This window comes from Anabaena sp. 54, from assembly GCF_017355725.1.
Lineage (GTDB): Bacteria > Cyanobacteriota > Cyanobacteriia > Cyanobacteriales > Nostocaceae > Dolichospermum > Dolichospermum heterosporum.
In genome coordinates, this window is sequence record NZ_JAAVWA010000007.1 from 132,369 (window position 1) to 154,509 (window position 22,141).

18 protein-coding genes and 1 tRNA gene are annotated in these 22,141 nt (G+C 38.8%); 7 read left to right on the forward strand and 12 right to left on the reverse strand.

Features of this window, described 5'->3' with window-relative positions; translation table 11 throughout:
* Positions 1–96 precede the first annotated feature (96 nt).
* Together HEQ36_RS10345 and HEQ36_RS10350 are read right to left on the reverse strand one after the other, a co-directional pair.
* Entirely contained in the window at positions 97–612 is a 516-nt protein-coding gene (locus HEQ36_RS10345; RefSeq protein WP_052149817.1) for a hypothetical protein, read from the reverse strand.
* A 196-nt stretch (positions 613–808) separates the two neighbouring features.
* Positions 809–1,870, reverse strand: a complete 1,062-nt coding sequence (locus HEQ36_RS10350) for a D-alanine--D-alanine ligase family protein (protein ID WP_053539385.1) — start codon at positions 1,868–1,870, stop codon at positions 809–811.
* Between the two features lie 224 nt (positions 1,871–2,094).
* Here HEQ36_RS10350 and HEQ36_RS10355 point away from each other — a divergent pair, with 224 nt between their 5' ends.
* A complete protein-coding gene (locus tag HEQ36_RS10355; RefSeq protein WP_160289939.1) occupies positions 2,095–2,289 on the forward strand; it encodes a hypothetical protein in 195 nt (64 codons plus the stop codon).
* Positions 2,290–2,334: 45 nt separating this feature from the next.
* On the opposite strand, the gene HEQ36_RS10360 is transcribed toward HEQ36_RS10355, so the two are convergent.
* The gene (locus HEQ36_RS10360; protein ID WP_168636920.1) at positions 2,335–3,744 is read right to left on the reverse strand and encodes a 1-acyl-sn-glycerol-3-phosphate acyltransferase; all 1,410 of its coding nucleotides are present in this window, start codon (positions 3,742–3,744) and stop codon (positions 2,335–2,337) included.
* 116 nt (positions 3,745–3,860) lie between these two features.
* On the opposite strand from HEQ36_RS10360, the gene HEQ36_RS10365 reads away from it, so the two are divergent.
* Positions 3,861–4,493, forward strand: coding sequence for a DUF938 domain-containing protein (locus HEQ36_RS10365; RefSeq protein WP_053539383.1), 633 nt, complete (start codon positions 3,861–3,863; stop codon positions 4,491–4,493).
* Positions 4,494–4,568: 75 nt separating this feature from the next.
* Here HEQ36_RS10365 and HEQ36_RS10370 read toward each other — a convergent pair.
* Positions 4,569–4,641: transfer RNA gene (locus HEQ36_RS10370), tRNA-Ala, on the reverse strand.
* A 79-nt stretch (positions 4,642–4,720) separates the two neighbouring features.
* Here HEQ36_RS10370 and HEQ36_RS10375 point away from each other — a divergent pair.
* Together HEQ36_RS10375 and gcvP are read left to right on the forward strand one after the other, a co-directional pair.
* Positions 4,721–5,608, forward strand: coding sequence for a rhodanese-related sulfurtransferase (locus HEQ36_RS10375; RefSeq protein ID WP_053539382.1), 888 nt, complete (start codon positions 4,721–4,723; stop codon positions 5,606–5,608).
* Positions 5,609–5,793: 185 nt separating this feature from the next.
* Complete coding sequence (gene gcvP, locus HEQ36_RS10380) at positions 5,794–8,664, forward strand: aminomethyl-transferring glycine dehydrogenase (protein ID WP_168636919.1); 2,871 nt, start codon at positions 5,794–5,796, stop codon at positions 8,662–8,664.
* A gap of 154 nt (positions 8,665–8,818) precedes the next feature.
* On the opposite strand, the gene HEQ36_RS10385 is transcribed toward gcvP, so the two are convergent.
* From HEQ36_RS10385 to HEQ36_RS10415, 7 genes are all read right to left on the reverse strand, one after another.
* Positions 8,819–9,460: a hypothetical protein gene (locus tag HEQ36_RS10385; protein WP_015081133.1), complete on the reverse strand. Its 642-nt coding sequence runs from the start codon at positions 9,458–9,460 to the stop codon at positions 8,819–8,821.
* Positions 9,461–10,430: 970 nt separating this feature from the next.
* On the reverse strand, positions 10,431–10,832 hold the full coding sequence (locus HEQ36_RS10390) for a GxxExxY protein (RefSeq protein ID WP_168636918.1): 402 nt from the start codon (positions 10,830–10,832) through the stop codon (positions 10,431–10,433).
* Between the two features lie 1,050 nt (positions 10,833–11,882).
* Positions 11,883–12,230, reverse strand: a complete 348-nt coding sequence (locus HEQ36_RS10395; protein ID WP_053539379.1) for a type II toxin-antitoxin system RelE/ParE family toxin — start codon at positions 12,228–12,230, stop codon at positions 11,883–11,885.
* Complete coding sequence (locus HEQ36_RS10400; RefSeq protein WP_053539378.1) at positions 12,227–12,481, reverse strand: hypothetical protein; 255 nt, start codon at positions 12,479–12,481, stop codon at positions 12,227–12,229. Before HEQ36_RS10400 ends, HEQ36_RS10395 begins: the two co-directional genes overlap by 4 nt.
* A gap of 756 nt (positions 12,482–13,237) precedes the next feature.
* The gene (locus HEQ36_RS10405) at positions 13,238–14,488 is read right to left on the reverse strand and encodes a DUF4912 domain-containing protein (protein ID WP_168636917.1); all 1,251 of its coding nucleotides are present in this window, start codon (positions 14,486–14,488) and stop codon (positions 13,238–13,240) included.
* Positions 14,489–14,965: 477 nt separating this feature from the next.
* Positions 14,966–17,254, reverse strand: coding sequence for an IMS domain-containing protein (locus tag HEQ36_RS10410; protein WP_168636916.1), 2,289 nt, complete (start codon positions 17,252–17,254; stop codon positions 14,966–14,968).
* 280 nt (positions 17,255–17,534) lie between these two features.
* Positions 17,535–17,843 carry a DUF3067 family protein gene (locus HEQ36_RS10415; RefSeq protein ID WP_053539375.1) on the reverse strand — a complete coding sequence of 103 codons (309 nt, stop codon included), beginning with the start codon at positions 17,841–17,843 and terminating at the stop codon, positions 17,535–17,537.
* A 316-nt stretch (positions 17,844–18,159) separates the two neighbouring features.
* Between HEQ36_RS10415 and petC the strand changes: the two genes are divergently transcribed.
* From petC to glp, 3 genes are all read left to right on the forward strand, one after another.
* Positions 18,160–18,699: a cytochrome b6-f complex iron-sulfur subunit gene (petC, locus tag HEQ36_RS10420; RefSeq protein WP_168636915.1), complete on the forward strand. Its 540-nt coding sequence runs from the start codon at positions 18,160–18,162 to the stop codon at positions 18,697–18,699.
* A 106-nt stretch (positions 18,700–18,805) separates the two neighbouring features.
* Entirely contained in the window at positions 18,806–19,807 is a 1,002-nt protein-coding gene (gene petA, locus HEQ36_RS10425) for a cytochrome f (RefSeq protein WP_168636914.1), read from the forward strand.
* A 547-nt stretch (positions 19,808–20,354) separates the two neighbouring features.
* Entirely contained in the window at positions 20,355–21,581 is a 1,227-nt protein-coding gene (gene glp / locus HEQ36_RS10430) for a gephyrin-like molybdotransferase Glp (protein ID WP_168636913.1), read from the forward strand.
* A 112-nt stretch (positions 21,582–21,693) separates the two neighbouring features.
* Here glp and HEQ36_RS10435 read toward each other — a convergent pair whose 3' ends face one another.
* Positions 21,694–22,089, reverse strand: a complete 396-nt coding sequence (locus HEQ36_RS10435) for a hypothetical protein (RefSeq protein ID WP_168636912.1) — start codon at positions 22,087–22,089, stop codon at positions 21,694–21,696.
* Positions 22,090–22,141 lie beyond the last annotated feature (52 nt).

Consider the following 22,141-nt stretch of genomic DNA (forward strand, 5'->3'; position numbering starts at 1 on the left):
GAATTGAAGTTGTTTATCTTGCATCAATGTAACTTAGGTAATTAAAACTTGGTTGCCAAGTTGGCATTTTCTTGAAAGTCTTGTATTGCTAGGTTTTCAGAGAAATCGTGAATCTTGTCTGTCTTTGACAAATTCTGTATTGGCATGAAGGGGATAGATTTTTTCTGGAGGCGAAATTATGAGCAAATTTTTACTATTAGTGGGTTTATAACGCTTTCGGGAGGGCATTTTTTGACTATTGCGATGGCGTTGACTAGTTCTTGTGCTTTCTTTGGAATTTTGTAATAGGTAGAAAATTACCAACGAACCGCTGGAACAGCAGAAGATGACGGCAATGATCAACCATAGAGGTAGGGGATTACTAGTATCGGAAAATGTAGAAATGGTTGATTGTACGGGGATATATGGAGTTTCTGCCTGTTTTACCTGTGGCACATAGCCAATATAAATTAGTTGATTATAGGCAATAATTACAACTCCTATCGGAATTATTAACAAACTCAAGAACCAGATTCCAGGGTATTTTTTCAGTAGATTTACTGGAATTCTTCCAGTCTTTCGCTTTTCTTTTAACTCTTGTTCATTATCCATCACATTAATCACATAAATCATATAGGAATCCGGTTTGATTCCTGAATTTTCCGTTGAGTTAGGGAACAGGGAACAGGGAACAGGGAACAGGGAAGAAGGATTTCAGTATGTACCGAGTTCTGTTCAAAAATCAAATAGGAGTCCTATATTTATGACAATAGGAAAAAGAAATATTTTCCCCTTTTAACTAATCCGCTATCTCCTATCCCTAATCCCCTTAATTAATGGGAGAATGCCTGGCGATCGCTAGTTGAATTAACTGATGTACTAATTGGGCAAAGGGTATACCCGTATTAGCCCAGAGTTGGGGATACATACTTGTGGAGGTAAACCCTGGGAAAGTGTTAATTTCGTTAATAAAAAGTTCTCCGGTAGCTTCTACATAGAAAAAGTCTACTCTGGATAAACCAGCGGCATCAACAGCCGCAAAGGCTTGTAAAGCCATGTCTTGAATTTGCTGTGCCACTGTATCTGGTAAATTTGCGGGAATGAATAAATCGGCTTTCCCAGGGGTATATTTGGTTTCGTAATCGTAAAAATCACTATTAAAGGTAATTTCACCAACAACGGAGGCTTTGGGGTTTTCGTTACCTAAAACGGCACATTCGACTTCTCTGGCTACAACTCCAGCTTCGACAATAATTCGCCTATCATGGGTGGCGGCATTATCTAAAGCTGTTTCTAATTCTTGACGCGATCGCACTTTGGCAATTCCCACCGACGAACCTAGATTAGCAGGTTTGACAAAGCAGGGATAGCCCAATGTGGCTTCAATTTCATCACACAGCTTGGGAAATACACAAGCATTTGACCAAACTTGCTCTCTGCTGACAGCAATATATTTTACTTGAGGTAATCCCGCTTGGGCAAAAGCCATTTTCATGGCAATTTTATCCATTCCTATGGCTGAACCCAAGACTCCAGAACCCACAAAGGGAACTTGCATCAAAGTTAGTAAACCTTGAATTGTACCATCTTCGCCATTAGGACCATGAAGCACGGGAAACCAAAGATCAACTTCTTGAGTTTCTGGAGGAAATTGCCATAAATTAGGGGTTATGGAGGGGATTTCATGGGGAACACCAGATGTTAAAACCTGTTGTGCAGTAACTCCTGCTTGCCAACTGCCATTCTTTTGAATGTAGAAAGGTAAAACTTCGTATTCTTTAGCATTTTCTTCTAAAGTGAGGGCATGGGCGATCGCCCCGGCTGAAATTATTGAAACCTCATGTTCTCCAGAACGTCCACCAAACAGTAAACCCACCCGTAACTTAGTCATTTTCTTCTATATCTCCACAGATTCGCAATTTCTATTATCACCAAAAAAAGGGAACAGGTCATATCAAATCCGGTTAAATTCACATAGTAAGTAACTGAACAAAAATATTGACAGTCATTGCGAGCGAAGGGAAGCAATCACAACCCTTGGAATTGCTTCATTTCACTTCGTTCCATATGGCTAACGCCACGCAACGCTTACGCAATGACATTGTGTAATTAATTTTGTCTCACTACTTAAAGCTGTGGTTAGTTTGCGTGGACATATTTTCTATTTTCATACTTCAATTTACCAATATCGGGGTTTCTGGTTTTTTGGCGATCGCTCTCAGCAAGTATAATAAAGTAGATGAGGTCATCTCAAAACATTTTGATGTTCCTTTACCTGAAGATATTTTGAATAGTTTCGCCGATAAATGAAACTATTACAAAACCCTCTCCCCGCCTCTGCGCCTCTGCGTGAACTTAATCCTTAATCAACCCCTCCAACATCACCTGTAAATCCTGCGTTAACTCACTTACACCCTTTCGCAAAGCTTGTTTATTCCCTTGACAATTTTCCCATCTTGTATTCACATTAATCGGTTCACCAACAAAAATCATAGCTTGTTTCCAACCTAAACGCGGTCTTCCTGGTAAAGTAGAATTCTGAATGCGAGACAACATATCAAACATTAATAAAAGCGTTTCTGCAAATCTTTCTGGTGTGGGTTTTTCGAGAATATAATCAGCAGTAACCGCCACAAAACTTTCAGCAATTCTCATGTGCTGCATTTTTAAATCGGCTTCTTCAGCTACCCAATCAGCTAGACCCCGTTTAAAAGGTGGTAAACTTGGAATATCGGCAATATCATCTCGATAAATATAATTCCAACCAGCATCCTCTAAACGGCGACATCTATCAATAAAATTACCTTGAGGCTGGATATTAAAATACTTTTCCGTAATTTTCAAAGCAGTGTCCATCAAACGGTGTAATCTAGTAGTTAACAATTCATTTATAGGAACTTCTGAACTGATAATTTCTGGAAAATCCTGATGATAGAAACGGCGATAAAATTCCTCCATTTCCGAAATTAGATATTCAGCTAAACGTAAAACCCGCTGATATAAAATTCCTTCCCGTTCCTTTCCATTTGTACTAAGTTCCGTCCCAGGTAAACCGCTATCAGCTTCCAATTTAGATAAAAGCCAATCTATTTTTTGCCAAGGGGGATTAACATAACTATATTTAATGCCAATAGGAATAATAAAAACCTGTTCTTCGCGGTTAGCCTTTTTTAAATCTTCCACACACCAAAAACCCAATTGCGCCACACCCGGTTCTAAAGGACTGACTATACTACTATGTCCATTTGTACCACCTTCAGGAGCGATCGCAATCGGCATTTCGGCATTAGCAAATAATTCTCTGGCCGTTTGGATAGCATTTCTATCTACGCGTTTCCCTCTACGAATAGGTACACCACCAAGTCTAGAAAATAACCATCCCAACCACTTTCCTGCCCATAAAGTCATTCCTCGTTCATACATAAAATGACTGTGAACAGGGTATTTGAGACTAATACCTTTTTCCCTGGCTGCCTGGGGGACAATTCGTGATAGTAGGTATAACATAGATAGAGGATCTTCCACCTCTGGGTGACGGAAAGCAATTAAAAATCGGACTTTACCTGCTTGAAATTCGTGGTATAATTTAGCTAAAACTTCGGCGTTTTTAGCTTCAATATTGACAATACCCGCAGGTAGCCAAGGTCTAGTTCTCACCCGTAAAATCAAAGGCAAAAACCAAGACACGACTTTAACAACGAAGGGATTATGACGTTGAGGAATAAATTTTAGGGGAGGTTGGGTAGAATGAATAGACTTAGGCAAATTGTTCTCCTGTAGTGTGGCGAAAAAAGCTAAAATTGAGCGATAGCGTTCGCGGTAGCGTCTCGAAGAGATAGCGAGACCTAGGAAGCGCTGCTAATTTAATTATCATAATCATAATGAACACACCCGCAGACCAGCGAAGATTTGCCCCCGCAACCCAGCGCAACCGCGAACCCATTCTAGAATTGCTTTTACAAATATTGCCTCAACATGGGACTATTTTAGAAATAGCCAGTGGCACAGGTGAACACGCTACATTTTTCTCCTATCACCTCGCACCTCGACAATGGCTACCTTCAGACCCTAACCCAGAACTGCGTGCTAGTATTAGCGCCTGGACTGAATTTTTCCCCTGTAAAGCCATGCAGCCACCCCTAGATTTAGATGCAAGTTCACCAATTTGGCCTGTGGAAAAAGAGATAATACCACAACCACCTATTTCTGCCATTGTCAATATTAACATGATTCATATTTCCCCTTGGTCATCCTGTTTAGGACTAATGGCAGGGGCTGGACGGATTCTGCCACCTGGTGGTATACTCTACTTATATGGTCCCTATAAACAAAATGGCGAACATACCGCACCCAGTAACGCTGATTTTGATGAGTCTTTACAAGCACAGAATCCAGACTGGGGAGTGCGTAACCTAGAAGATGTAGTTAAAGCTGCTGAAGCCCAAAATCTGATATTGCACCAAACTTACCCCATGCCAGCAAATAACCTTTCCTTAGTATTTAAACATAATTAGGGTTTGCTGAATTTAAATGCGGCTTTTATTCTTTGCGCCTTTGCGCCTTTGCGTGAGACGTATTTCGTAAATCAATGGAGGTTAGCGGACTCGAACCGCTGACATCCTGCTTGCAAAGCAGGCGCTCTACCAACTGAGCTAAACCCCCAAGTGTGTTTTTTATGTAAAAAGGGTTGATTTTACATAACTAAGTCATCATAAACTATTATTATTAATTTGCCAAGACCATGAACCAAGAAAATCAGACAGTTGTTGCTGCACTATATAAATTCGTGAATCTCCCTGATTGTAGAGAACTACAAGTAGCCTTATTATCCCTTTGTCAGTCACAAGGAATCAAAGGAACTATCTTACTAGCACAGGAAGGAATTAACGGCACAATTGCCGGTTCTCGTCAGCAAATTGACACAGTTCTAGCCTTTCTTCGCAATGATTCACGGTTTGCAGATTTAGAACATAAAGAATCCTACACAGAAATTCCCCCATTTGAGCGGTTAAAAATCCGCTTAAAGCCAGAAATTGTCACTTTAGGCTTACCAGAAGTAAACCCAGCGGAAAAAGTAGGAACTTATGTCAAACCCGAAGACTGGAATGATTTAATTTCTAACCCAGAAGTCACAGTCATTGATACCCGCAATGATTATGAAGTCACCATTGGGACTTTCAAAGGAGCAGAAAATCCGCAAACTCAGATATTTCGAGATTTTCCCGAATATGTACAAAAACATCTTGACCCCAAAAAGCATAAAAAAGTAGCAATGTTTTGTACTGGAGGAATTCGTTGCGAAAAAGCCTCATCTTATCTACTTTCTCAAGGTTTTGAAGAAATTTATCACCTCAAAGGAGGCATTCTCAAATATCTAGAAGAAGTTCCCCAAACAGAAAGTTTATGGGAAGGAGAATGTTTTATTTTTGATGAAAGAATCACAGTTAGTCATAACTTAGAAACAGGAAATCAAGAATTATGCTTTGCTTGTGGATATCCCGTTTCCGAAAAAGATAAAACCTCCCCAGAATATGAAAAAAGTATTTCCTGTCCCCACTGTTTCCATACCTTAACACCCGAAAAAAGAAAACGACTACAGCAAAAATGGAAACATTACCAAACTAAATAAAACGTAAACCCACAAACTTGCCATAGGCGTAAATCTCTTCATTCTCCACCTCTGTGACCTCTGTGCCTCTGTGGTTAGTTAAAAAACCCTATTTACAACTCACATAGAATTGCTATAGAAAAAACCCTAATATCCAAAAGTGATCATTACAATATATTAATACAGAAACCTTTGGAGAACGATTTGTGGTAGCTAATCCCCCGCGCACTCAACCTCACACTAGTCAAAAATTAGGCAACTTTGCACAAAGACACATTGCACCAAAACCCGATGATGTTCAGCAAATGCTAGATTTATTAGGTCTTTCCAGCCTTGATGATCTGATTGATAAAACAGTACCACAGGCAATCCGGTTTCATCAAACCCTTAATCTACCAGCAGCGCAAAGCGAATATGCAGCACTGGCAAAATTAAAGCAAATAGCTGATAAAAATCAGGTTTATCGCTCATTTATCGGCATGGGATATTATGACTGTATTACCCCTACCGTCATTCAACGCAACATCTTAGAAAATCCCGGTTGGTATACAGCATACACCCCTTATCAGCCAGAAATTGCCCAAGGACGTTTGGAAGCGTTGTTAAATTTCCAAACCATGATTATTGACTTAACGGGTTTAGAAATTGCTAACGCTTCTTTGCTTGACGAAGGGACAGCAGCCGCAGAAGCCATGAGTATGAGTTATGGTGTGTGCAAAAATAAATCCCATAACTATTTTGTGTCTAGTGAATGTCATCCTCAAACCATTGATGTATTGCAAACACGCGCCAAACCTTTAGGCATAAACATCATTATCGGTGATCATCAAACTTTCGATTTTTCCGAAACTATCTTTGGTGCAGTTCTGCAATATCCCGCAACCGACGGGACAATTTACGACTACCGCAATTTTATCACAAAGTCCCATGCTCAGGGTGCATTGGTGACAATAGCCGCAGATCCTTTAAGTTTAACATTACTCACACCCCCCGGTGAATTAGGGGCTGATATTGCTGTAGGTAGTACCCAACGCTTCGGTATTCCCTTGGGATTTGGGGGACCACACGCTGCTTATTTTGCCACGAAGGAAGAGTATAAACGGCTTGTTCCAGGGCGCATTGTGGGGGTATCAAAAGATATTCATGGTAAACCTGCATACCGTTTAGCTTTGCAAACCCGCGAACAACACATCCGCAGAGATAAGGCCACCAGTAATATTTGCACGGCACAGGTTTTATTGGCAGTGATGGCGAGTATGTATGCAGTGTATCATGGACCCGATGGACTGAGAGCGATCGCTCAAAATATCCATGAACTTACCGCAACTTTAGCCGCAGGATTGAAAAAGTTAGGTTATAAAATCAGTTCGGAAAACTTCTTTGATACCTTGCGGGTAGAATTAGGAAATACCAGATTAGAAGCAATTCTCGACGCTGCAAATGAGAGAAATATCAACTTGAGAATTTTCGATAATTCCACTGTGGGTATTTCCTTAGATGAAACTACCACCGAAGCAGATTTAATTGACCTTTGGCAAATTTTTGCGTTGAAAGATCAATTACCTTTCACTGTAGAAGAATTACCAATTTCTCATTCTCAATTATCACGTCAAAGTAAATATCTCACCCATCCAGTTTTTAATCGTTACCATTCAGAAACTGAGTTATTACGTTATTTACATCAACTAGAAAGCAAGGATTTATCATTAACAACTTCAATGATTCCCTTGGGTTCTTGTACGATGAAGTTAAACGCGACTTCGGAAATGATTCCCGTAACTTGGGCAGAATTTGGTAAAATCCATCCTTTTGCGCCAATTTCCCAAACTAGAGGTTATCAAATCCTGTTCCAACAACTAGAAGCATGGTTAGGAGAAATTACAGGTTTTGCGGGAATTTCCTTACAACCAAATGCAGGTTCTCAAGGTGAATATGCGGGACTTTTGGTAATTCATGAATATCATCAAAGTCGGGGAGAAGGACACAGAAACATTTGTTTAATTCCTCAATCTGCACATGGAACAAATCCCGCGAGTGCGGTAATGTGTGGAATGAAAGTAGTAGGAGTTGCTTGTGATGATCATGGTAATATTGATGTTGAAGATTTAAAAGCCAAAGCTGAAAAATATAGTCATGAATTATCAGCTTTAATGGTGACATATCCATCAACTCATGGGGTATTTGAAGAAGCAATTCAAGAAATTTGTGGTGTAATTCATTCTCACGGTGGACAAGTTTACATGGACGGCGCTAATATGAACGCCCAAGTAGGTATTTGTCGTCCTGGTGATATTGGTGCAGATGTCTGTCATTTGAATTTACACAAAACCTTCTGTATTCCTCACGGTGGTGGTGGTCCGGGAATGGGTCCCATTGGTGTCGCTTCCCACCTTGTCCCGTTTTTACCAGGACATTCTGTGGTGAGAATGGGTGGTGATTTGGGTGCTGTTTCTGCTGCACCTTGGGGTAGTGCAAGTATCTTAGTGATTTCTTGGATGTATATTATCATGATGGGTGCAGATGGGTTGACGGAAGCAACCAAAATTGCCATTTTGAATGCTAATTACATGGCTAAGAAATTAGAGTCTTATTATCCGGTTTTGTATCAGGGAAAAAATGGTTTGGTGGCACATGAATGTATTTTAGATTTGCGAAGTTTGAAGAAATCAGCGCAGATTGAAATTGATGATGTTGCGAAGCGGTTAATGGATTATGGTTTTCATGCACCTACTGTTTCTTGGCCTGTTGCTGGGACAATTATGGTAGAACCAACGGAAAGTGAATCTAAACAGGAATTAGATAGATTTTGTGATGCTTTGATTGCGATTCGTGAGGAAGTTGCCGCCATTGAATCTGGTACAATGGACATTCACGATAATCTTTTAAAAAATGCCCCTCACACTGCGGAAAGTTTGATTATTGGTGAATGGAATCATCCCTATTCCCGTGAACAAGCTGCTTATCCTGCAAGTTGGAGTAAGGAATATAAGTTCTGGCCAAGTGTGGGGAGAATTGATGCGGCTTTTGGGGATAGGAATTTTGTTTGTTCTTGTTTACCGATGGAGGCTTATAGTTAGTTAATTGTAGGGTGCGTTAATGAAATTTAACGCACCGTTTTGATTGTGGGATAAGGTGCGTTACGCTGGCGCTAACGCACCCTACAGACTAACTGATTTTTAACTTTTTTGATTTAGGAACAGCATAAACAGATTCATTAGCAGTTTTAATTGTCTATGGTAATTTTTTTAGTATCGTTTGTGCTTTTGAAGAATCTGCTTTATAAAAATATATTCTTCCTCTAAACCACGTTTTGCTTGTATCATTCAAATAAGTAAAAGTACCAGTCATTTCTGATGGTTTAACCTCATTAGGATCCTTCTTTATATTTGTTGTTATATAGAAGGTACTGGGGATTCTATCCTGAGTATCAATCTGGAAGACAACAAGTTTTCTTTGTGGAATTACAAAAGCAATTTTGCTGTCCAGTGCGACTTTTTCTATTTGTCTTTGTGAGTTTGGATCTCGCGTTTTACAATTTCCAGTAGTCATTCTTTCGCCAGATAGACGTATTTCATAGTCTGCTACATGGTTTATATTTACTCTACCATATCTATTTTTACAACTATCTTCTATAAAAACTTTTTCCTCATTTGATTCAGATTGATAAACCCATTCTCCTTGAATATCTACATCATTCGGAAGTTGTAATTTCCTGTCAATAGTTAGGTTTTGTGATGATACACTCACCCCAAGTAAATTTTTATCGTGAAGCAAAGCAATAACTGTACCACATACAGTAATAACAGTAATAAATGCTACACTGCCACAGATTATAGGATGTTGTTTAAATTGTTCTTTGATGTAATCAAGCATACAATTGCACCAGATAAATAATTTACTCTCCTGAATTTATGTAACTCTCAAACTACAATAACCCCGCCAAAAAAGCAATATTTTTGGCAAAAAGTTAAGATTCCTTTTATGTTTGCGTTTTAACCCTATGGAAAATTGGGCGTTGCTGATTAAGAGTATGATTTTATTTCAAGCAGAGGCGCAGAGTCTCAGAGAGTAAGAGTTTCATTTTTTTGATTTTTCAATTTCATACCCCAATTCAGCAACGCCCAAGATTTTTATTTGGTAGGTTATTGGTGGGATGCTGAAATTGTCATTGTCTGAATCAGGATATCCAGGATTTTAGGATTTACAGGATTGTGATTTGTAAGTTGTTGGTAGGATAATGAAATTGTAATTGTCAGAATCAGGATGTCCAGGATCTGAGGATGTACAGGATTGTTATTGATGAATTGTCTGTGAATATTGAGATATTATAAGTGAGATATTATAAGATACAGTTACACCAACAGTCAACAAATAACAACAAATAATTTAACGGATAATTTATTATCTAACATCCTAAAATCTGTACTTCTCATAGACAATCAAACAGCCACATCCTGTAAATCCTTTAATCCTGGTTATCCTGATTCAGACAGATTGTTATTGATAAATTATCTGTGAAGATTTGAAGATTATAAAATCCAGTTACAGTAATAGTCAAGAATTAACAGCTGATAATTTAACTGATAACTTATCTATCATCCGAAAATCTCTATATTTTATAGACAATCAAACAACCACATCCTGTAAATCCTCTAATCCTGGTTATCCTGATTCAGACAAAAAATACCCTCAAAATCCCCACTTCAAATAAAAAACCACATCCTGTAAATCCTAAAATCCTGGTTATCCTGATTCAGACAAAAAATACCCTCAAAATCCCCACTTCAAATAAACAACCACATCCTGTAAATCCTTAAATCCTGGATATCCTGATTCAGACAAATTAACCCTGATATCTAGGATTAAAAACCTTCTTATATTCCAACTTCAACCCACCAAAATTAATCAATAAACCAACGGGAAAATTATAAGCTATCACATAGTTTTTCGCTTGTGCTAAATGAACATCTTCTAAAGAAATAACCGCTTTCAACTCCACCACAACCTGATTTTCAACTATAAAATCTGCCCTTCGTGTTCCTACTTCAACTCCCTCATAATAAATTGTTTGTTCTACCTCTCTTCCAAAACTTAAACCTGATTTTTTGAGTTCAATGTCCATACATCTTTGATAAATAACCTCCTGAAAACCATTTCCCAAAGTTCGGTGTATTTTCATTGCACATCCATTTATTATGTATGTAATTTCGTCTAATTTTAGATTTTGGGTATTAGATGTGTTCATGGATTTACATGATTGTGATTTGTAGGTTGTTGGTGAGATGCTGAAATTGTAATTGTCTGAATCAGGATGTACAGGATTTTAGGATGTACAGGATTGTTATTGATAAATTGTCTGTGAAGATTTGAAGATTATAAAATCCAGTTACAGTAATAGTCAAGAATTAACAGCGGATAATTTAACTGATAACTTATCTATCATCCCAAAATCTCTATATTTTATAGACAATCAAACAACTACATCCTGAAAATCCTCTAATCCTGGAAATCCTGATTCTGACAGATTGTGATTGATGAATTGTCTGTGAATATTGAAAAATGATAATTACAATCACAGCATATTATCTATCATCCAAAAATTTCCATTTTTCCTAAACAATAAAAAAATTACATCCTGTACATCCTCTAATCCTGGTTATCCTGATTCAGACAGATTGTGATTGATGAATTGTCTGTGAATATTGAAAAATGATAATTACAATCACAGCATATTATCTATCATCCAAAAATTTCCATTTTTCCTAAACAATAAAAAAATTACATCCTGAAAATCCTCTAATCCTGGTTATCCTGATTCAGACAGATTGTGATTGATGAATTGTCTGTGAATATTGAAAAATGATAATTACAATCACAGCATATTATCTATCATCCAAAAATTTCCATTTTTCCTAAACAATAAAAAAATTACATCCTGTACATCCTCTAATCCTGGTTATCCTGATTCAGACAGATTGTGATTGATGAATTGTCTGTGAATATTGAAAAATGATAATTACAATCACAGCATATTATCTATCATCCAAAAATTTCCATTTTTCCTAAACAATAAAAAAATTACATCCTGAAAATCCTCTAATCCTGGAAATCCTGATTCTGACAGATTGTGATTGATGAATTGTCTGTGAATATTGAAAAATGATAATTACAATCACAGCATATTATCTATCATCCAAAAATTTCCATTTTTCCTAAACAATAAAAAAATTACATCCTGTACATCCTCTAATCCTGGTTATCCTGATTCAGAGAATATCTCATCAAAAATGCGATATTATTCTTGTGCAAATTCATCAGGAACTTCACCAATAGTCTGCTGTGCTGCATGACGAATATGAAGAACACGAACTGTAGAAATTTCTTCTCCTTCTATAATTGTGAAAATAATCCTGTATGCGTTGCGTCCTTTACCATAAATTATCTGCCGAATTTCTTGACTAAAATAATCATTTTCTCTAGCTAAAGAACATCGTTTTGGCATTTGTGATAAAGATTCAATTAGTTGTAGTAAACCTGCATACCACTGACTTGCTTTTTCAGAAGAAGTTATTTGAGACATTTGTAAAAATGCTTTATCTGCCTCGGCTTCTGCTATACTAGAAATATCAATATAGTATTTCATACTTCACGGGGCAGGTTATATTTACGACGTTGTTCATTAGCAAAATCATCAAAAGACCGAAAGCGACCTGCTTCAAAATCATCTAATCCTTGCTGAATACCTTGAATAGCTACTTGTGAATCTTCTAATTCCCAATCTAGGATATTTTTCAATAATTCAGCCGCTACTAAACTGATATCTTTTCCTTGTTGGGTTGCTTTTTCACGTAGTCTTGCTTCTAGTTCTGGAGTCAGGGAAATAGCGATCGCCATAACTGTATATTTTGATGAAAGTTTATAAATATTATAACATCCTGTAAATCCTAAAATGCTGGATATCCTAATTCAGACAAAAAAATCCTCAAAATCCCCACATCAAATAAACAACAACATCCTGAAAATCCTCTAATCCTGGAAATCCTGATTCAGACAAAAAAATCCTCAAAATCCCCACATCAAATAAACAACAACATCCTGAAAATCCTCTAATCCTGGAAATCCTGATTCAGACAAAAAAATCCTCAAAATCCCCACATCAAATAAACAACAACATCCTGAAAATCCCGTAATCCTGGAAATCCTGATTCAGACAAAAAAATCCTCAAAATCCCCACATCAAATAAACAACAACATCCTGAAAATCCTAAAATGCTGGAAATCCTGATTCAGACAAAAAAATCCTCAAAATCCCCACATCAAATAAACAACAACATCCTGAAAATCCTCTAATCCTGGAAATCCTGATTCAGACAAAAAAATCCTCAAAATCCCCACATCAAATAAACAACAACATCCTGAAAATCCCGTAATCCTGGAAATCCTGATTCAGACAAAAAAATCCTCAAAATCCCCACATCAAATAAACAACAACATCCTGAAAATCCCGTAATCCTGGGTATCCTGATATGGCTGGCGCCACGTTACGCTATCAGACATTGTTGATTTTCTTTCCATAAAAAACCCGCTACAGTAATCCTATAACGGGTGAATTTATTAATTGCAGTTATGGTTAATCTTCAAATACAGAACTTATACCATCCATTCCAAAACAGCTTCATCTTTAGTATTAGTATGACGAGAAGGTGTTTCGCGCTCAAACTTCATGTGAATAGAACGGGTTTGTTCACCATCAGCCGCAACAGCTAAAATTGGGTAGTCAATTAAACCATCTTGGAAAGACATTTGGAAGCGGAATGTACCATCCGAATTAAGTTTAATGGGACGACCACCAATGGTTACAGTTGCATCAGGTTCGGTTGCACCGTAGACAATCAGTTCAGCATCAGCAACTAACCAGAATTTGCGAGGACGCGCAGGAACAGCAGAAGCGGAGAAACCGGACATTCCCACACCGGACATAGTTAAACCAGATACGGTAGGAATAGCCCACATACCTACACCAGATGGGAAAACGTAGGAACTGAGAGCTTGTTCGGGAGCAGCAGAACCGGGGACGTGCTGCATAGAACCGAATATAGAACCTGCAACCCGTTGAGCTTCAGCGGATTCTGCTAGACCAAAGATTTGTTCGTAAATGGGATTTCCACCACCCGCAGCAGCAGTAGCAGTAGCAGTTGGTAATTTCTTGGATGGGGGAACTAGTTCGTAGAAGGTCTTACCACGTAGGTCTTCTTCAAAGTCTACGGTGATGAAGACATCTTCAATCCAGTCAGCAGGATAGACGGGGGGAATATGCACTCTCGCGGAACGCGCTAATACCAACCAACCACCATCAGCGGTGCGATAACCGACATCTATCACATAATCGCGATCGCTCACGGGAATTGGCAAATACCATTCTCTCGCTAGTTCATCAGCAGGGTATTCTTGAATACTGTGGGGACTTTGATAATCTAGATCAACATCAGTGACATCATAAATCCGCAAAGCTAGGGTTTGTCCACCTTGACGACGCAGTGCTTCTTTATGGTCGTTAGGAATATCCCAGTAAGTGTAAGCCCATTGAGGATCACGAGGTAACAGAACAATCCGACTGTCACCATAACCAGCTGGTAAATCTGCTAGTGCTTCATCAACATCAGCGAGAGAACCACCAGTCCGATCTTCTTGACCTAACTCAAATTTTGCTGCTTCCACGGTTTCTTGTGCCTCCAGATTAGGGGATGAACTGAGCGAGAATTTACTATTTTGAACGTCTTCAATTGATGCTAATAACTGCGATTTACGCATTCTGCTATAACGAGATATACAGTATTCACTGGCAACTTTGCGTAATTGCCGTAAGGTCATCTCTTCTAGCGGTGGGCGTTCTTTTGCCATTTATTTGGACTCCAGTAGTTTGAAAGGTAAATTATTGTTTCCGGGTTAAAAAAGTTTTGATGAAATATCATCTACCCAGATTTTTTTATTCCTGACTCCCGGTTTTGCCCCAGTTTTAAATTTGTTTACTGTTTGTTTTTTATTAAGATACCAACTCATCGAAATTCCTGGTTATGCCGTTGTTTTGCATTTATTGAGGATTGCAAAGAGTTGTTAAGTAAATATTAACCAGTAAAACTATCTAGGGATCAAGGGGTCTAAAGATAGGTTTTACTATATTTCACGTAGTTATCAGCCCTGCGGGGATCAATATGTCATGAAATCTTAATATAGCGATCTCAGTCAGGGCATTAGTGTCAAAGTTTCATAACATTAAGGGAAGAGTCAGGAGGTAGGGGCGCGGGCCCCGCGCCCAGTCAGGAGTCAGGATGAAGAAAGAAATTTTTCCCCTCTTACCTCTTACCTCTTGCCTCCAACTTACAAAAAATTCTGAATCACTGACATTTTCTGAATCAGCCATTTGCCTTCTTTGCGAACCAAATCATAACGAACCCGCAAGTTTTCACTAGAAGACTTTTGCTGCTGACTATTTTGATAGAACTTGGTAACTTCTTGTACTTGAGCATCTACAGATACATAATCTTTGTCTGTACCCTTGTTAGAGACAGTGACTATTTCCACATTATGCTTGTACTGGCGATGGCGTTGATCTTCTTGTTCTTGCTGGGCTACTGACTGCCATTGGGATAAAACTGCACCTGTTAAAATTTCCTTTAAACCATCAATGTCATGATTTTGCCCCAAAGCTGAGGTTTTGGCAGATAACCAAGTTTCAATTACTTCCTTTGCTGTCTCCTTGGTCAGTTCTTCATTATTGGTGGCTTCAGGTTCGCTGTTGGGGTCAGGAATGTTGATGGGTGGTTGATTTAGTTGTATTGCTAACTGTTCTCCCTTTAATGATGGACTGGGAAAGAAGATATTTTTGACCAAGCCAAAAGTTGTTGATACTAATAACGAAAAAATTAATACTCCTCCCAATGAGAAAAAAACTAGCCAAACTAAGCGCGTTTTTGGATCTAGACTACTGAGAAAATTAGCTTGAGACTGGATGAATCGCTGGGGAAGTGTATTAGCAGTCGGTTTGCGTCTTCTGCGTTTGGGAGACTGCTGGTTTGTTACTGTCGTCGGATGATCATTAACTGGATGTGTTCTTCTGTTTGGGTTTGCTGCTGTTAAGGGTATTTGTGATATTTGATTTCCCTCATTTCCATCTGTTGATGGATGATTCCACCTCGGTATAGAACCCTGGGAAGATTCAGGTTGAGGTCGAGGATGGGTTTCTGGTAACTCAGGATTGACTGGTTGATGATGTTGTGGTGTTTGTGTGGTGTTATTATTATGGTGACGGGAATGATGAATATCTGGCTGGGGAAAGGATTGATGGTTAATTACTGCCCATTCATTGGTAATTTGGGCATCGTTGGGTAAAGATTCTAGATAAGCTTGTACTTGTCTATCAGCAAAGTATTCTTTTAACGAGGCTTGCTGTTTTGCCAAATCTCGAAAGTGGGGAAATACTTCTTGCTGTAACCATTGTTCACTGTATAAGCATAGTCCGGGTAATAGGTCTGGTGAGTCTTGCGATTTTTCCCGAATAAAAGCTAAGGCTTCATATTCTTGACTTAGTTCTAAGACGCGGGTGGCTTCTTCCGTTTGTCCCATGAGTAAAGCACAAAGGGATTGTTCTAAATGCACGTCTTGGCGTTTGCCTAATTGCATTAATAGTTGCTTGGCTTGACGAATTAATGCTGGTTGGCGTTGGGCAAAACCTCTGGCGATTAAGGAATATACTGCTAAATATGTAGCCACGGCTGAGGGGCGTTTACTTTCTAATTCAAAGAGTTTATGCTGTTCTGAGACTGTTAAATAATGGCGAATTTGTTGGATAAATCGTAAAAAGTCATCTATGTTAAGTCCTGATTGATCGTTGCCCGTGCCATCAATGCCGCCACGATCTTCTAAGATACTTTGTAATAATTCTAATCCTTGCCGACGTTTGGGAATCTGTGTTTGTGGTAGTGCTAATAGTTCCAAGATGCGATAGGGACGCAGTTTGTAAAGATCAGCGGTCATTTCGGCGCGGACGCTGGGAAATAAGCCTTCCCGTGCTAATAACTCCTCACCAGTTTCTAAAGATATGGCGGCATTTTCATAGTGACCTTGCTGCCATTCCTCCCGTCCTAGTTCTAGGCAAGCTAGGGAGACGGTGAGGATAATGTCTGGTAGGTCTGGGTTTTCAGGAGTTTCTGCTTGGGTAGTACGATGACCTGTTTTGAGACTAATTGGACTAGGTTTATTAACTAGGTACGGGCGACCGAGTTTTAATACTAATTCATATTCTCCTAGTTCTTGGAGTATTAACAAAGAACCAATAAATCGCTCTGGGGTGATTTCGATGCTGAGACTTTGAGCATCTTGGTCTTTGGAGTTGGTATCTACTAGATTTTCCTGTGAACCTGTGTCAGCAGTTTTGCTAGGAGTATAAACGTGAGCCAGATAAAGCTGATCGTAGGCTTTGCGCTCATCGGTATTTAATAAAACCATATAAGCTTCTTCAATCAGCTTCTTGCGAGAAGATATAGATGTAGTCGAATATTCCCGTCGGGGCAATTGGACAATGCGATCGCTGTATGCCTGTCGCAATTGTTCCTCATTTGCCGCCAACGGTAATCCTAGAATTCGGTAATAATCGAGCGGAATTCGCACAGCTTACGTCCCCTGCACTGTGTTCTCGTAGCATCTCGTAAAAATTAACATAATTTACCTGGAGCGTTCCAGGCTTCTAAAACCGTCCCATAATCATAGCCTGATTAATACCGTGTTAACCTAGTACAATAAGTGTATATAGTAACAGATATCTTATTTTTTGCCGTTAATTTTTTTATATCTTCAGTTTAAGGTAACTGCATCAGGAGTTAGGAGTCAGGAGTCAGGAGTCAGGAATATATTAATTATTACCCATCACCCATTACCTATTACCTGATTTTTAAACAATCCATTCTGAAGCGCGTTCACCCAAATCAAGAGGTATGCTAACTGCTTTACCAAGACGAGGACGCTCTTTAGTTTCTAGAATAAAAGTTTGTACTTGTTGTATTCCGCCTAAAGCATTAAGATAATTGGCAATGCTGTCCAGATGATCTTGATAATCTATTTCGCTCATGGGGAAAGAAGCTTGTCCAAAGTATTTCCACATGATTTGCAGAAATATTTTGCCTTGGGTGCGGCGAAACTGGACATCATAAGGTTGTCCCCATTTATCAATCAACAGTTGGCGTAATTCCTTTCCGGTCATAGTAATTTTAGATTTTAGATTTTGGTAATTAGACAATTATTTCTCCCTGCCCTCTGCTCCCCTGCTCCCCTGCTCCCCTGCCTCTTCCCCTAAGCTTATCTAGATTTTACATTTAGTTATGATATTAAGTTCCGTGACTCCAGTATGATAGGGATATAAAGAAATGTAATGCTAACGGAAGAGATGCTCACTATGTCTTGCAACTAAGAATTATGGCATCGCTATGAGCGTTATGATTTCAATTCAGATGAGAGTGGCTCTTGTGCTGGTACTCTTGTCAAAATGATTAATAAATTACACAAACAGCGCGGAGATTATGGCTCAATTTTCAGAAATTACAGACGTTCCCGATATAGGTCGTCGTCAGTTTATGAACCTGCTCACTTTCGGGACTGTTACCGGGGTGGCGTTGGGTGCATTGTACCCTGTTATTAACTACTTTATCCCTCCTGCTAGTGGTGGTGCTGGTGGCGGTACTGTAGCCAAGAATGAACTAGGTAATGATGTTAGTGTTAGCAAGTTTCTGGATAGTCATAATGTAGGCGATCGCACTTTGGTGCAAGGACTCAAGGGAGATCCTACCTATATTGTGGTGGAAAGTAAAGAAGCGATCGCTGACTACGGGATTAATGCTATTTGTACCCATTTAGGTTGTGTTGTCCCTTGGAACGTGGCTGAGAATAAGTTTAAATGCCCTTGTCATGGTTCACAATATGACGCTACTGGTAAAGTAATTCGTGGTCCTGCACCAAAATCCTTAGCTCTAGCCCATGCCAACGTAGAAGACGACAAAATTCTACTCACACCTTGGACAGAAACCGATTTCCGCACCGGGGATGCCGCTTGGTGGGCTTAATGCATTAGTCTCCAGTCAACAATCTAGGGCTTTTTATCAACTCTTGACCAATGACTACTGACCAATGACAAATGACCAATAACCACTGACAAATGACTTTATAGAGATGAGAAATGCCCTTACACCTGCGAGGTTAACTCGCACTGCTAAAGCAATGGTTAATACATTGCTTATAGCGATCGCTACTGTGACTTTTTTCTTCACTAGCGATATAGCCGTCCCACAAACTGCTGCTGCCTATCCTTTCTGGGCGCAAGAAACCGCTCCTGCAACCCCCCGCGAAGCAACGGGTCGAATTGTTTGCGCTAACTGTCACCTAGCAGCTAAACCCACAGAAGTGGAAATTCCTCAATCTGTGCTTCCTGACACTGTATTTAAAGCCGTTGTCAAGATTCCCTACGATGCCACTGTGCAACAAGTGGGTGCTGATGGTTCTAAGGTGGGCTTAAATGTTGGTGCTGTACTAATGTTGCCTCAAGGCTTCAAGATTGCCCCAGAAGATCGCATTTCTGAAGAACTCAAGGCAGAAGTGGGTGATATGACATTCACTCCTTACAACGACAGTACAGATAATGTTGTCATTGTTGGTCCATTACCTGGTGAAGAATATCAAGAAATTGTCTTCCCTATTCTTTCTCCTAACCCCGCTACAGACAAAAATATCCACTTTGGCAAATACTCTGTTCATGTAGGCGGTAATCGCGGACGTGGACAAGTTTACCCCACAGGTGAGAAGAGCAATAATAACTTATTCAACGCTTCTGCTGCCGGTACAATTAGCAAAATTGCTCAAACAGAAGATGAAGACGGTAACGTTAAGAATCTAATTAGCATCACAACCGCAACTGGTGATATTGTTACCGATACAGTTCCCGTTGGACCTGAATTAATTGTGACTCAAGGACAAGCCGTTGCCATTGGTGATGCTTTAACCAACAACCCCAATGTTGGTGGTTTTGGTCAAAGAGATGCAGAAATTGTTTTGCAAGACTCTTCTAGAGTTACATGGTTAGTTGCTTTTATCTGTTTAGTGATGATGGCACAAATCATGCTAGTTCTCAAGAAGAAACAAGTAGAAAAAGTCCAAGCTGCGGAAATGAATTTCTAAATCATAACTATGATTGGTGTGATTTATTTGATTTAGATACTTCATGAATCGGAAAAATCACTGTTGAGAATGATTACAAATTCTTTGCTAAATCATCGGTTATTTGACAGGCTTTTTGCCTGTCTTTTTTCTTATCATGGGCAATAAACTGATCAAAGTTCTCAAATCCAATGTTTATTTGCTATAGTCCTCCCCTTTCCCCTTGTAAAGGGGGAAACAATAAAAATCTAGTTCCCTCCCCAAAGCATCGGGGAGGGTTAGGGTGGGGTAATTTGAGGAATAATGGTGATTCGATAACTTGTGTGTACACCGTAGCCTTTATAAGGGGAAGGTTAGGGAGGGGTAAAACATTTACAGCGATTTCCAATCATATAAGGTACATCTTAGCCCCCTCATCGCTTGCGGGGAGGGGGTTGGGGGTGGGGTTCTTGTTCCGGGTTTGATGACAATTTGCTGTAATACAGCAATCATGACTTTTCAAACAACCTCTCAATAATAAAAGTTAATTAATCTTAATTTCTAACAGTAACTAACTAAATCATCCACTATGTTATCCGTTAAAGATGCAGAAACGATTATTTTCAATCATGTTCAACCTTTAAATCAAGAACATGATCTTGAAGTTGTTGATTTATTGACAGCATTTCACCGAATTTTAGCAACTCCTGTAATTAGTTCTTTAGATTTTCCCCATTGGGATAATTCCGCAATGGATGGTTTTGCAGTGCGTTATGAAGATGTGCAAAATTCCACTTCTGAAAATCCCACAATTTTAGAAGTTGTCGAAGAGATTCCCGCAGGATATCAACCTCAAAATACTATTAAACCAGGACAAGCAGCAAGGATTTTCACTGGTGCAATAATCCCAAAAGGTGCGGATACTGTAGTTATGCAGGAAAAAACTAATTTAGAGAAAAACTGGGTTTCTATTTTTTCTGCACCGCAACCGCAGGAATTTGTTAGACACCAAGGAGACTTTTACCAAGCAGGAAAAGAACTTTTACCAGCAGGAATTCCCCTCAATGCAGCGGAAATTGCGATTTTAGCGGCTGCACAATTGGCAGAAATAAGTGTTTTCCGTCGTCTGCGAGTGGCAATTTTTTCAAGTGGTGACGAATTAGTAACACCAGAACAAACCCTAAAACCTGGACAGATAGTAGATTCTAACCAATATGCTTTAGCAGCTTTAGTACGTGATTTGGGTGCAGAAGTGTTAACATTAGGAATTATTAAGGATAATCCTAGCGCATTAACAGAGACTATCAATTATGCTATTAACAATAGTGATATAGTTATTTCTTCTGGTGGAGTTTCCGTAGGTGATTATGATTATATTGATAATATATTAGCATCTTTGGGAGCAGAAATTCATTTTCGTGCCGTGCAAATGCGTCCAGGAAAACCTTTAACATTTGCTACATTTCCCAATTCTCTTTATTTTGGTTTACCAGGAAATCCCGTTTCGGCTTTAGTGACATTTTGGCGATTTGTAAAACCGACAATTAAAAAACTTTCAGGAATTAATCGAGGTTGGGAAAGTAAATTTATCAAAGTAAAATCCCATTGCGAATTAAAATCTAACGGAAAAATGGAAACTTATATTTGGGGTAATTTAAAATTAAATAATGGTATTTACGAATTTAAGCAAACAAGTGGTAACTTAAATTCAGGGAACTTAATTAACTTATCCCAAACTAATGCTTTAGCCATTTTACCAGTCGGAAAAACCCTAATTTCACCAGGAGAAGAAACCTTAGTTTTGCGAATAGGATAAAATAAAATGAACTCTCTGCGACTCTGCGCCTCTGCGTGCAAAAATAGATTACTTTCATAAGTCTAGCTATATTTTGTTGGGTTTCACTTCGTTCTACCCAACCTACAATTTTCTAGAATGAAATAAACCTGATTATTAAATTGTTTTGATTAAGCGGAAGCATAGGAGAATCTATATCTAAAAACCAATTTTCATCAATCAATTCTAGATTTTCATTATAGATAAGAACTAACTCACCTATATTTTCCAGAAAATTCATAAGAGAAAATTTGAGTTTTAGAAAACGGTTATCTTGGGTAATACCCACAAAACTGCTGACTAATTTTGCTTCTATGGGGTGAGGTAAAGTAATTGATTCATAATATTTATCCTGTTCATCCCAATAACCATTTATTGTATAACAGCATTGTTCAAGATGTTTTTGAACAAGAGAATTAGTATCTAAATTTTCTAATATCTCAGTTAAATCTTGCCAGATTTGGTGATTTTTCAATTTAAGTGTAGTCATAATCTATTCTAGATTAATGTTGTCTTACAAAACCAGGAAAATGTAATATACC